Raw genomic sequence first — 12704 nt, 5'->3', positions numbered from 1 at the left:
GACATCCCTACTGTCCACAGACGCCTCAGCCCGTGCGCAGACCGCGTTGCCGCCGATCCGCCCGTCTCCCGCCGGTAAATCGGGATATAAAAACAATCAGGACGACAGCGCCGCCCTGGGCATCTGGTCCCAAACCTGGTCGCGGTAGACCCGCCCGTTGGCCTTCTTGGAACGGCGCTTATTGTCCTTCCCCCAGGTCCCCCACTGCTTGAAAAAGAACGCCGTATCATGCACCGCGCAGCGGTCGAATATCTCATCGATCCATTCTTCTCGAATAGGGCGCGCCGACCGACCGCTTTCACCCCCGACAATAGCCCAGTCAATGCCCTTAAGATTCACGTTTCCGACCGAGCCGATCAGAGGTTCAAACGATATGAAACGGATCGCCGCAGGAGCGGATCGCAGATGGTCGATGCGACCAACTACGTCGGCATTCTCGACGCTAGTTCCCAGCCAAACGTTCGGCAATACTTTGCCAATCTTCGACCCGATCAGTTTCCCCATGCGCTCAGGTCGCTTGCTAAGGATCTGATAGTGATGGTGCGGCGTACGACCCATCACGTCCCAAACCTTGAGGATGAAGGCGTCGGACACGCGATCGTGGAATAGGTCCGACATCGAATTGACGAATATTTTACGCGGCTTCCGCCAGCGGAGGGGAATTTCGAGCGCAGCCGCATCTTCGCGGACAACACCATTCCAAATGGTCCTTTTGCCGCTCCGGCGAGTCAGGCCCCTGTATTTTGGAACGTTCATAGCGTCCAGTCGCTTCGCCATCTCCATGGCGTAGCAATTGGTGCAGCCGGCGCTGACGATCGAACAACCCGCGACAGGATTCCACGTAGCGTCGGTCCATTCGATTTGTGTCTCGGCCATGACCGTCTCCGCATATCGCCGCCCGGGTCGCGGCATGCCGAACTCAGTAATAGCAAAGCGACGGTTAACGCCCCGTTGGGCGGCTTTTCAAGGCATAAGCCTGATTAGAACATATCATGAACAAACGGTTGCAGTCAAGCCAATAGTGGGCATCGCCCCGCGCCGCTCAGGACGGACGGCGTGTGATTGATCGTAGGCAATAAGTCGAACGAGACTTGAAAGGATGCAGCCATGGACAATCCGCTCAAACTACGCGCAGTTTAATCCCCCTTAGAGCCATTGCCCTCGCCATCAAGTCGGATCCCTTTTTGGAGGGAGACCTTCGACGCTGCGGCGCCTGCAATTGGCATGCCCGGCAGCCCTGCTACGGCTCCCCGAACACGCGCTTGAAGATCGTGGCGACGTGCTTGAGGTGATAGCCGAGGTCGAACCGCTCCTCGAGCTCGGCGTCGGTCAGATACTTCTTCACTTCGGCGTCCTTCTTCAGGAGCTGAAGGAAGTCGCCTTCACCGCGCCAGACCGACATGGCGTTGCGTTGTACCAGGTTGTAGGCATCCTCGCGGCTTGCGCCCTTCTGCGTCAGGGCCAGCAACACGCGCTGCGAATGCACGAGGCCGCCGAGGCGGTCGAGGTTCTTCTGCATGTTGGCCGGATAGACCAAGAGTTTGTCGATCAGGCCGGCAAGACGAACCAGCGCGAAGTCGAGCGTCACCGTGGCGTCCGGCCCGATCATACGCTCGGCCGAGGAGTGCGAGATGTCCCGCTCGTGCCAGAGCACGACGTTCTCAAGTGCTGGCGTCACATAGGCGCGCACCATGCGCGATAGGCCGGAGAGGTTTTCTGACAGCACCGGGTTGCGCTTGTGCGGCATCGCGGAGGAGCCTTTCTGGCCTTCCGAGAAGAACTCCTCGGCCTCCAACACTTCGGTGCGCTGGAGATGGCGGATTTCGACCGCAATGCGCTCGACCGAGGCGGCGATCACGCCGAGCGTGGAGAAGTACATCGCGTGGCGATCGCGCGGGATCACCTGGGTCGAGATCGGCTCCGGCCGCAGGCCCATCGCCTCGGCGACATGCTCTTCGACGCGCGGATCGATTTGCGCGAAGGTACCGACTGCACCAGAGATGGCGCAGGTTGCGACCTCCTCGCGGGCGGCGATCAGGCGCTCCTTGGCGCGCGAGAATTCGGCATAGGCATAAGCGAGCTTGAGGCCGAACGTCACCGGCTCGGCATGGATGCCGTGGCTGCGGCCGATGGTGGGCGTCATCTTGTGCTCGAAGGCGCGCTTCTTCAGGGCCGCCAGCACCTTGTCGAGGTCGGCGAGCAGAAGGTCGGCCGCGCGGGTGAGCTGGACGTTAAGGCAAGTGTCGAGCACGTCGGACGAGGTCATGCCCTGGTGTAAGAAGCGCGCCTCGGGGCCAACGATTTCGGCGAGGTGAGTCAGGAAGGCGATGACGTCGTGCTTGGTCTCGCGCTCGATCTCGTCGATGCGGGCGACGTCAAACGTGGCGTTCTTCGCCTTTGCCCAGATCGTCTTGGCGGCCTCCTTCGGGATGGTGCCGAGTTCAGCCAGCGCGTCCGCCGCATGCGCCTCGATCTCGAACCAGATCTTGAACTGGGTCTGCGGCTCCCAGATCGAGGCCATTTCCGGGCGGGCATAACGGGGAATCATATGGCGGCTCCAAGTCAGGGGGCCCGAGCAGTGGTGCGGCCCAAACGCATTCTAGGTCGCAGATCGCCGCAGCGGGGGGGGGGGGAACCCGGTCACGAACAATTATGACCGATTCTTCCCAATTCGCGGCGCCCCCTCAAGCTGATAACCATCAACAATGGTGGCTCGAAGGGCTGCAGGCGCGTTGCAACATGGTCGCGGCCTGCGAGAAATCGACGGCAGTACGGGACGCCAGGAGTTGCTCGCCGAGCGCATCGTATCGCGATCGAGAGGCCTGGCCGATTTTGCACGTCTAGTGTGGCTGCAACCTCGAAAACTCCTCCGTGAACGCCTCCCGCTCCTTTTCAAGCGCCTCCGTCGTCAAAAGTCTGACAGACCATTGATCTCTTCCGAGCAGATCGAAGGAGAACAAGGGGTCAGCGGGCACGAAGTCGTGGATTTCGGCGTCGGCTTCTTCCGAAAGCTCCTTCGGTTCCTGGAGTTCGATCGCCAGCTGAGCCTCCCAATCGGGCCCCAATCGCTCAATCGCGGTCCGAGCTTCAAAGAGGGCTTTGATGGCCTCCTCGAAGGCAACCCTTGCAGCGCGCACGTGGCCCCTTGATGCCGCCCGGATCGCCGCCGGCTTCAGATAGACGGCATAAGCACGCGCAGGCCGCTCGGTCGCCCTCACGATTCGTCCAGCCTCGCGCAGGAACGAGAGATACGTCCTTTCGGAGCAACCGTATCTCAATATGTCGATATAGACGCTGTTCATCCAGGTTTCGGCGAGCCTGTACTTGCCCATGTTTCGAAATAGATGCGCAGACGAGATCCGGAAACCCAGCGCAACGTGCTGCTCTCCCTCGGACGCGTAGTGCCAAAGCTTTCGCGAAGCGACCATCAAAGCTTCGTCTCTCAAATCGACAATTTCTTTCTCTTCTCCCGGCGTTCGGTCGAGCTTCCGGCTAAGCTCCTCGGCCTTGGCGCCCTTGCTCGCCACGAGATAATGCGAAGCCTCGATCGACAGCCGATCGTCCTTCATCTCGTCATGCGGCTTTTTCAACATGTCCACGGCAGCATCAAACTCTTTGCGAGCATAGCGGATCTGCCCCCTCAATGTCGTACAATGCAAGCTCACCTGCTCGGCGGCCAGACTGGAGCCATCGATTGGATTGGCCTTGACCCTTTCGTCGATGTCTTCGATCTTCTCTTCGAGTCCATCGAGCTGTTGCAGCTCGATTTTGACCGCAATCAGGTCAAGTTCCGCGGTTAGCTCGGCCAGAGAGCCGACGTCCGTCTCGCGGACATATGCGAGACGTTTTTCAAAAAGCTCTTCGGCACCCTTAAGATTTCCCAACTCGAACTGCGCGAAAGCCGCGGATGCGTAGTACTTGCCATGAAGCTTGCGATCGAGGGCCCAATGAGGTTCGCCCAGGACCTCGTTGTTGCTCATTAGCTGCAGCAGTTCGGCGCTGAGATGGTAGAGCCCATGCCTTTGCGAGAGCTTCCTCGCATCAATTTCGTCGGAGTTGCCGTCAATCTCCTTCCAATACACCTGTCCGAAACAGAAGCTCAGAACTTCGTACGGATCGCATCCGAGCATCGAACGGGAAGGAGGAGACACGAACTCCCCTTCCTTCCACGAAATTTGTCGACTGGGCTTGGCTTTAACGACGGGCGCGATCGCGCGCATCAGGTGACGGATGCACTCCGCCAGGAAGAAGATGCCGGAGCGGCCCCAGTGCGGCGTAAAGGGAAACTCCTCGCCGAGCGCATCCTTCTTGTGCTGTTTGTCGTAAAGGCGCTCCGCGATCGTAAAATGAGCATGGGATCGCGCTGCCGGATCCGTCCGGAGCCAATGATCCTGCACGATAGCCTTGATTCCGATCGCTGCAACGTAGTGATCGGTCTTCGCGCGAAGCTGCTCGCGTTCAGGTTCATACCAGAGTATCGCGGGAAGGGCTTTGGCAGCCTCCCGAAAAGTGTCCGGATCAACTTCAGGCGTAGGCGACGGTTTCAGCGGCAGATTCGGTAGGAGCTCGATCCCCCGCTCGTCCGCGTCGGCAAGATCTACGAATGGAAACTTCGTTCCGAGGTCTTTCACTGCGTCTTGGGTGAGCCAATAGATCGCGGTGCTGCACCACTTGAGGGGCCGCAGCGGAGGGCTCTTCTTGGTTGCGTCCCAGATCTGCACCCATCTTTGGATGTCGTCGTGATACATCTCGATCTCGACAGGCAGCGGCTGATCTCGCATGTTGCAGAGCCGATCGAAGCCGGCCGTCGGATCGAAGTAGCTGAAGTTAGTCAGGTCGGAAGCGAAGAAGGCGCGCAGCCTTATGTTTATCGGATAAACTAGGCGCTCACCGCCGACGAAGCTGTAGTGCCAGCGGGCCCTCTTTAGGCGCGAACCACCCTCGTCAGGCCGATAGGTTTTTCGCAAGACGCAGTACTGCTGCCAAATTGACCGAAAGAACGGATAACGCTCCCTCATATCGACGATATTGAGATCATCGACGTCGATACTCGATTCCTTCAACGGCAGTTTCATCGGCGATTGCTTGCCGTGCTGCGGAATCGATACGATTACGGCAGGCGGATCGTCTTTGCGCTTGGTCGCGACGAGCGCGTAGCTCACTATGGCTTGCGCAAGCCCATCGAACGGACCGCTGAAGGAAAGAAATACGACGATTGTGCGAGAGGCGATGATCTTTTCTACGATCGTTCGCACGTCGGACTTCGGCGAGAGGCCCAGCTTCGTCGCAAGCCAGGCAATGGCCGCCTCGAAGCTTTGACTGATCTTCGCTGATTCGCTTACCCGAATCTCCGGTCGGAGCAGAAACACCGCTTCGGCACGCTCGGGGATCAGCTTGTGGACCGCGGTCAAATACCAAAGGAACGAGATACCGGCGTCGAATGGCGCTTCATTGACGAGTACATGCTTTCGAACCTTGCCTGCAGCCGCGGAAAGGTCGGTGATGATGCTCTCTTCCGTGCTACAGAAATCGGGCAGCTTCTCCGGCAAGGAGTGACGGTCGACGAACCAACAGCCGCCGTGAGAAAGAGGCGCTACAACTCCCTCGGAAAAGTGACTCGCGACGATCGACTTTGCCTGAGCAAGCGTCGCGGCGTCAAAAACGGATCGTGGAATATTGCAGGCATCCACGACTGCGTTTGCATAGTTCTCGTCGTCTAGAATCTCGGTGATCGCAGCATCCTCGATAGGCTGCGACGCAAACAACCATCGCGAGACCATTGCCGGGCTAAGGCCGGCCTTGGTCTTCGTCAATTTTTTCAAGAAATCTCCCAGCTCCTTTTGGCTCGGGAAGACCTTGCTGAGGTGAGGTTCGAACGCTGTCAAAATGGCATGCAACACCGTCGATCGCGGCAACGGCAAATCGTTCATAAGAATTTCAGCCCCAATAGCGGTCCGGCCTACCCCCAAGGCCTGCAAAAACCGGCGGCCAATATCCTACAACCCCAACGCGCAAGAAACCAAGACAATTCTCGACGCCGACGAAATGCGCACATCTTTGCGCGAGCCGCCGGGGCTACCCATCGCGTCTAGCGCGCGCGCAAGCCGCACCGGAGAGATCGAGCAATCACGATTCGCTCTCCGACTCTCGCCGAATAGCGGGGATAGGTTTGGTTAACGTTTGCCTTTCTTGCCGAATACACTTCGGCACCATCCTCCTACCGACCCGGGCAAACAAGCCATTGGGGCAGCCCGGCAGCAATCAAGGGAGGACACATGAGCTCGCTTAATATCCCTATCACTTCCCAGGGCGCTCAGCTTTCGGCGCTTGATGCTGCGATCGATGGGGCGATCGCTCGCTTCAAATCCGAGACCGGGGTGCGGGTGATCATCGCCTTCTCCGGCGGCGCCGACAGCGGCTTGGGCGAAAAGGCCCCGGCTCCGGTCAAGGATTTCCTCCAACAGCGCATGAACGAGGAGATCAAGGAAGCGGTCGAGTATCTCAGCGAGTACCGCATCGCAGCCTTGTCGGGCGGCACCAAGTACGGCGTCCCGGCGGTGGCGGCGCAATGCGCGAAGGAAGCCGGCATCCCGACCATCGGCGTCTACCCGAAATGCGGCGAAAAACACGCGCTCCCCGAAGCCTTCCTGGATCTGCGGATCTGTGTCGAGTCTCTTTTCGGCGACAGCGCTTGGGGCGACGAGTCCCCGGTGTTCGCGAAGTTACTTGACGGCGTTGTCGTCTACGGCGGCGGCGCGGGTACGCTGATCGAGGCAGCGCACATCCTGAAGTGCAACGAGAGCCTGATCAAGAAGGGCCGTCCTAAGTTCATCGTCCCCATTCGGGGCAGCGGCGGGACCGCGGACAGCCTTCCTTACTTCCCGGGGAAGGTCGAGGTCCGCAGCGCCTGCATGCCGTCGGACGCGATCAGCTCGGGCCACGACGCCGCCGAATGGCTGGAGAACCAGCTCAACCTCTTCGACTACCGCCATTGATAGGAGGAAACATCATGAACAAGAACGTACCGGCGAAGACGCTCAAGAGCGTCTTCAAGGAATTTCAGATCCACGAGCAGATCGTCGCCGACCGTTTCGGCGACATCATTCGGCAGAGCTTCGAAGCGACCGGTGCCGCGCCGCTGCGGACGAGTGCCTTGGAGCTTCGCGAAACGCTGTTCGCCAGCAGCGCCGGCGCCACCGTCGACCATCAGATCTACACGGTCAACGAGCCGCCGGAATTCCAGAACTCCAGCGGCGGGGCCTTGGCGTTGTGTTACGATCTCACCGTTCCGATGGTGAGATGGATTTCGCAGAATGCCAACCACCTGCGGTTTCCCTTCCGTCGGTATCAGATTCAACCTGTCTGGCGCTGCGAGGAGATCCGGTCGAGCCGCTTCAGCGAATTCATCCAGTGCGACATCGACGTCGTCGGCGATGGGCGTCTCGATCTCATAACCGATGCCGAGATGGTCAGCATCGCGAACGACATCTTCAGCAAACTCGGTATCGGCGCCTACGAGATCCGCTTGAGCAACCGAAAGCTCCTGGAAGGATTCCTGATGCGCGTCGGTGTCCATCACCAGCGTATAATCGAGGCCGTGGTCGCCATCGACGACCTGGCGGGACTGGGGCACAGGCGCTTGAGATCCGAATTCGAAACGAAGTTCGATCTGAACGCGTCGCAAATCGAACGCGTCATCCGATTTCTGTCCGTACGCGGTGCGCTCGAACATGTCGTCCACGAGCTGTCCGAGCTCTTCGAAGATCTGCCGGAGCACGAACGGTACGCTCAGGGTCTCGAGGAGATCAAAACCGTCGCTGCAGGCGCAATCCTGATGGGCGTGCCCGTTGGCAACTTCGTCGTGGATCTGAGCGTGGCGAGGTGTTTTGCCTATTATACGGGCACGGTGATCGAGACCGTTCTGACCGACCATCCGGGACTGGGCAGCATCTGCTCGGGTGGCCGCTACGACGACTTGGCCGGTCTTTTCACCGATCGGAAGCTTCCCGGCGTCGGGATCTCGATCGGCTTGACCAGCCTGGTGTGCCGGTTGTTGCAGGCTGGCGTTCTGAAGACTGGACCATCGACCAAGGCTTCGGTATTGGTGACGTCTCAGTGTCGCGATGCACTCGACCGCTACATCGCGGTCGGCACCCGACTGCGGGCTTCAGGAGTCGGCACCGAAATCTACCTCGAGCACCACGGCATCAGCGAGCAGCTTCGCTATGCGAAGGTGAAGGGATTCCGCTTCCTTCTCATCGCCGACGACGAGCAGCTCGACACGAAGATTTGGGAGGTCAAGAACCTCTCCACCGGCCAGATCGCAATGGTCAACGACGCCGACGTCGAGCGCTTCGTCGGCGCCCACGCCGACACGGACTGACGCTTGATGGCCGCTCCTCTGGGTGCGGCCACCCCTTCGAATATCGCCATTCCCGCTCCGGCTATCCCAAACAGACGACACGAGGAAATAGATATGAATCCGACGAGAAAAATGGAGGCACAGGTTCCGAGAGGGTTCTCGGACGTCGAGGCTTCCGATATCCGCGCCATCGAATCCATGAAAGCAAAACTGGCCAGCACCTACGAACTTTACGGCTTCGACCCCGTCGAAAACCCATGCGTGGAATTCAGCAGCGCATTGGGCAAATTCCTACCGGACCAGGACCGTCCCAACGAGGGCGTCTTCTCGTTCAAGGACGACGACAACAATTGGCTCTCGCTGCGCTACGATCTGACGGCACCGCTGGCGCGATACGTCGCCGAAAACTTCGACAAGCTTCCCAAGCCGTTCCGCAGCTACCGCTCGGGCTGGGTCTTCAGGAACGAAAAGCCCGGACCGGGGCGATTCCGTCAATTCATGCAGTTCGACGCCGATACGGTCGGAGCTTCGGGCGTCTCGGCCGACGCGGAAATGTGCATGATGGCCGCCGACGCCATGGAGACGCTGGGCATCGACCGCAAAGAGTTCGTCGTCAAGGTGAGCAACCGCAAGCTGCTCGACGGCATTCTCGACATGGTGGGGCTGGCCGACCCAGCGGACGCCGCGCGACGCCTGATCGTTTTGAGGGCCATCGACAAGACCGATCGGTTGGGACTTGAGGGTGTTCGCGCCCTCCTGGGCAAGGGTCGCCAAGACGAGTCCGGCGACTTCACGCGTGGCGCGGAGCTGCACGAATCCGGCATCGAGCGCGTACTGGCCATGTTGTCGGCGGGGCGGCTCGACAGCACCGCGACAATCGGGGCACTCCGCGAGGTGGTCGGCAACAGCCCCAACGGCAACGAGGGGGTGGACGAACTGTGCGAAATCGGCGAGCTCGTGGAAGCTGCCGGCTACTCCGATCGCGTGCGCCTGGATCCCTCGGTCGTGCGCGGACTCGAATACTACACGGGGCCCGTCTACGAAATCGAACTCACCTTCCAGACTTCCGGCGAGCCCGGTGAGCCCAGTCGCTTCGGTTCGGTCGGAGGGGGTGGCCGTTACGATGGCCTGGTCGGTCGATTCCAGGACCAGCCAGTGCCGGCCACCGGTTTCTCGATCGGCATCTCCCGCCTGCTGGCCGCGGTTCGTCATCGAAAACTTCTGTCCACTACCGACCTCGGACCGGTCGTGGTGTTGGCCATGGATAGGGATAGGACCGCCGACTACCAGCGCATGGTTTCGGACCTTCGCTCGGCCGGGGTGCGGTCGGAGATGTACGTCGCGGACGCCGGCCTCAAGGCACAGATGCGCTACGCCGACAAACGCAACTCTCCCTGCGTGGTCATCCAAGGGAGCAACGAGCACAGACGCGGCACCGTCGTGGTCAAGGATTTGATCGCGGGCAAGAAGCTTTCGTCGGTGATCGGCAACAATCAGGAATGGCGCGGTTCGAGGGAGGCCCAATCGGAAGTTCGCGTCGGTGAGCTAGTCGCCGAAGTAACTGGCATCATCTCGCGCCACCGATAGGCGCGGCGTGGGCGGGCTGGTGCGCCTGGAGAGGCGATGCCAGTTCGTCCGACTGCGCCCACTGAACCTCTTTGACTTCCCCTGATTTCGATTTGTGTCAACTTATTGCTCTAAGTTGACACTTCAGCGGGGGAAGTCAGGTTTTCTTCGAGAATTTGCAGTCTTCCCTCAAAAGCCACGGAAGACTAGACCGCCGATACTTTCACGGTGCCTGCAGGCTTCTACTTGGTTCGGTTCTTTTCGGCGGCGATGCGAACCTTGGGCCAATCCTCTCCGAACGTGACGAACGAGAGCGACTGCCCCTTCGTAAATTCTTCCACGGGGAGTATCAGATTTTCGCGGGTGTTGCGTCCGACGATGAACCCGGACAATGCGCCGGACTTCGAAATGACCGGAGCACCGACACTTTGCTTGTTCGCAAATGGCCGGCCGCGAGAGGTGACAAGTCCGCAGTACGGGAGGAGGAGATCCTCTTCCTTGCCATCCTTGATCCGCACCTTGAACAGCTCCCCGGTCAAGCGGCCGAGCTTGTTGTTCTTGGCTCTGGTCATCTGATTGCGGCGAGAACCCGAGGCGATCGGAAGGACTTCCTCCGCATTGACGCGTCTGACCCGGAAGTTCGGCCGATCCCATAGATTGTTGCGGAAGTCACGGACCGTAACCATCTTCTCCGACGACTGGACGGGATCGTTGAAAAGCGGCGACGCCTCGAGCTGTACGGCCTGGAAGCCGATGTCGGGAGACTTGGCGCCCAGCACTTCGACGACCGGTACGAAGTGCCCCATCCGCACGTTAGAACGCCCCGACCCACGGACCAATTCGCAAAGACCGGATTGAACCTTACCGACCCGGGAATGCGGCGTCATGAGTGCGAATACCGCCGGTCCTTTTCGGACCAGAGCGGACAGCATCATCTTGGCGTCCTTCTTGCCGTCGATCCGAACCTTCACCAGCGTGCCTATGCGCAAGGCATTCGAGCTCACGATCGACGGTTCGCGCAGACCCTTCAGCTCAGTCTTCATAGTCGATGTCTCTCGTAGTGTCGGGCTCGCCCAGTTCCACCAGAACAGGCCCGACCATCAACGGAAATAGATCGAAACTCTCGGCTCGTTTTGTATCAGCCGGAGGTAAATTTACTTTGATGGGCTCGCCCTCGATGTTCATCCGCGTGAGGCGAACATTCGAGAAATCCAGATCGTAGGCCCGGGAAATCGAATCGAGCGAACGCTCGAGCGAATCCACCAGCACTTTCATGCTGATGGCCGTCTTCCCTACTCCTTTGCGCGTCCACCCGTACTTCGTGGAGTCATACCCAGGCAGTATGGCCGCATCGAGATGCTCGAACGACAGCTCCCCAAGACGGGCCAGATCGGCATCGTCGAGGATACTTTGCGCAGCCGGTGGGGCACCGTGTCGCACCATCACTTTCGCGAACCGCGTCGTCGGAGGCTCTATGCATTCGGAAGCGCCGGCGTCCGGCACCATGGTCGCGCGGTTGTCGACGGTCCGGAGGCTTCCCTTCACATGCGTCACGCAGCGCGCCGGGCCGTTGCTGAAATGGGAAAGTAGAAGCTTGTTGATGGGCGCGGCCGAAAACGAATAGGCGCTATTGCTCTCATGCAAGAGCGTGACGGCGGGCACCGGACTGCGCTTTACGAAAGGCCTGATCTCTTCCGCATCTTCGTCTTCGAGATGTACGGCCGAGTAGAACGGGCAGAGATCCTGGCTGTCCTTGGTCCCGGCGACGACGCGAGCCCGCCGCTCCTCTTCGATCGCCTTCACATCGGCCTTCATCGGCTTCTTCGACAGCCGGGCCGCCAGAATGTGCGCCGCCTTCGTCACGTCCTTGCCGAGTATCGGGGAAAGCGCATCGATCAGACCACCGTCGCCCGATCCGCTAACCATGAACTCGCCGCCGCTTTCAATGATCGACGACGGCGACCAGTAGGCGGGAGTCTGCAGATTGCCGAACTGCCTTTCGGCTGCGAAGCCCGTGGCGAGGACGCAGATGTCGGCCTTCAATACCGTCCTCTTGGCATCAGCGAGCGTGATCTCGATCGGCGTCGCCGTTCGATCGATTTCGTCCACTTCCGCGCGAATGAATGCGACGTGCTTGGCGAATCCCTCTTCCCACTCCTTCTTCATGGCGTCGACGACTTCCGTGACCGGCGCCTGTGCCCAGTTCATGAACGGCAGTTCGGTTGCGGGCGTCGGCTCCTGGAAGGGCCAGAAGATGATGTTCGGATGGAGCTCGCGATGCGTCGCGTTCTGGTAGTGACTGAAGTCGACCGACTCCTTGTCGACGATGGTGACGCCGGCTCCCAGACTGCGGAAGGCTGCCGCGACGGTTCTGCCTGCCACGCCTGCCCCGACGACGCACACGCTGCGATGCCCGGGCGCAAGATGCCGATCGGAAATCTCTCCCGCCAGCGCAAGTGCCCGCAACTGCTGCGAATAGAAGTTCTGCTGCGGCAGGTACGGATTGAAGACGAAGAGATTGTCGGTAAGCCTACACGCCTCGTAGACGTGCGCGCTGCGTTCTGCGTCGATCGGCATGCTTCTTCGATGTTGGGATTATCCCCGCCGCCCCGGCGAGCGACGGTCGATGAAATGAAGTTTTCAAACAGATAGAAGATGACTCTCACGGCATGGGTGCACGCCGCGTCCTCAGGAATAGCGATGGCCGTCTCCGTCCCCGAAGACACGCGCCCACCCCCGTTCGATTGGCCCGTCACAAGATAGTAACAACTGCCAG

8 protein-coding genes are annotated in these 12704 nt (G+C 59.9%); 3 read left to right on the top strand and 5 right to left on the bottom strand.

Going from position 1 to position 12704, the window contains the following annotated elements:
* Nucleotides 1-96: 96 nt before the first annotated feature.
* The 3 genes from BI327_RS36215 to BI327_RS36205 form a co-directional block, all read right to left on the bottom strand.
* Nucleotides 97-876: a DUF5131 family protein gene (locus BI327_RS36215; RefSeq protein WP_076866161.1), complete on the bottom strand. Its 780-nt coding sequence runs from the start codon at nucleotides 874-876 to the stop codon at nucleotides 97-99.
* Between the two features lie 364 nt (nucleotides 877-1240).
* The gene (purB, locus tag BI327_RS36210) at nucleotides 1241-2548 is read right to left on the bottom strand and encodes an adenylosuccinate lyase (protein WP_076866160.1); all 1308 of its coding nucleotides are present in this window, start codon (nucleotides 2546-2548) and stop codon (nucleotides 1241-1243) included.
* 292 nt (nucleotides 2549-2840) lie between these two features.
* Nucleotides 2841-5930, bottom strand: a complete 3090-nt coding sequence (locus tag BI327_RS36205; RefSeq protein ID WP_076866159.1) for a hypothetical protein — start codon at nucleotides 5928-5930, stop codon at nucleotides 2841-2843.
* Nucleotides 5931-6275: 345 nt separating this feature from the next.
* Here BI327_RS36205 and BI327_RS36200 point away from each other — a divergent pair, with 345 nt between their 5' ends.
* The 3 genes from BI327_RS36200 to hisS all read left to right on the top strand — a co-directional run bounded on the left by BI327_RS36200 (nucleotide 6276) and on the right by hisS (nucleotide 9949).
* On the top strand, nucleotides 6276-6995 hold the full coding sequence (locus BI327_RS36200) for an SLOG cluster 4 domain-containing protein (protein ID WP_076866158.1): 720 nt from the start codon (nucleotides 6276-6278) through the stop codon (nucleotides 6993-6995).
* Nucleotides 6996-7009: 14 nt separating this feature from the next.
* Nucleotides 7010-8383, top strand: a complete 1374-nt coding sequence (locus BI327_RS36195; RefSeq protein WP_076866157.1) for a histidine--tRNA ligase — start codon at nucleotides 7010-7012, stop codon at nucleotides 8381-8383.
* A 93-nt stretch (nucleotides 8384-8476) separates the two neighbouring features.
* Entirely contained in the window at nucleotides 8477-9949 is a 1473-nt protein-coding gene (gene hisS, locus BI327_RS36190; protein WP_076866156.1) for a histidine--tRNA ligase, read from the top strand.
* A gap of 221 nt (nucleotides 9950-10170) precedes the next feature.
* Here hisS and BI327_RS36185 read toward each other — a convergent pair whose 3' ends face one another.
* Nucleotides 10171-10971: a hypothetical protein gene (locus tag BI327_RS36185; protein WP_076866155.1), complete on the bottom strand. Its 801-nt coding sequence runs from the start codon at nucleotides 10969-10971 to the stop codon at nucleotides 10171-10173.
* Nucleotides 10961-12505 carry an FAD-dependent oxidoreductase gene (locus tag BI327_RS36180; protein WP_076866154.1) on the bottom strand — a complete coding sequence of 515 codons (1545 nt, stop codon included), beginning with the start codon at nucleotides 12503-12505 and terminating at the stop codon, nucleotides 10961-10963. Before BI327_RS36180 ends, BI327_RS36185 begins: the two co-directional genes overlap by 11 nt.
* Nucleotides 12506-12704: the final 199 nt, after the last annotated feature.

Origin of the sequence: Bradyrhizobium mercantei (assembly GCF_001982635.1) — a bacterium.
GTDB lineage: Bacteria > Pseudomonadota > Alphaproteobacteria > Rhizobiales > Xanthobacteraceae > Bradyrhizobium > Bradyrhizobium mercantei.
This window is presented reverse-complemented; position numbering and strand designations above follow the sequence as displayed.

Coding starts and splice junctions, on each gene's coding strand:
- BI327_RS36215 (WP_076866161.1), bottom strand. CDS start 876: ATGGCCGAGACACAAATCGAATGGACCGACGCTACGTGGAATCCTGTC.
- purB (WP_076866160.1), bottom strand. CDS start 2,548: ATGATTCCCCGTTATGCCCGCCCGGAAATGGCCTCGATCTGGGAGCCG.
- BI327_RS36205 (WP_076866159.1), bottom strand. CDS start 5,930: ATGAACGATTTGCCGTTGCCGCGATCGACGGTGTTGCATGCCATTTTG.
- BI327_RS36200 (WP_076866158.1), top strand. CDS start 6,276: ATGAGCTCGCTTAATATCCCTATCACTTCCCAGGGCGCTCAGCTTTCG.
- BI327_RS36195 (WP_076866157.1), top strand. CDS start 7,010: ATGAACAAGAACGTACCGGCGAAGACGCTCAAGAGCGTCTTCAAGGAA.
- hisS (WP_076866156.1), top strand. CDS start 8,477: ATGAATCCGACGAGAAAAATGGAGGCACAGGTTCCGAGAGGGTTCTCG.
- BI327_RS36185 (WP_076866155.1), bottom strand. CDS start 10,971: ATGAAGACTGAGCTGAAGGGTCTGCGCGAACCGTCGATCGTGAGCTCG.
- BI327_RS36180 (WP_076866154.1), bottom strand. CDS start 12,505: ATGCCGATCGACGCAGAACGCAGCGCGCACGTCTACGAGGCGTGTAGG.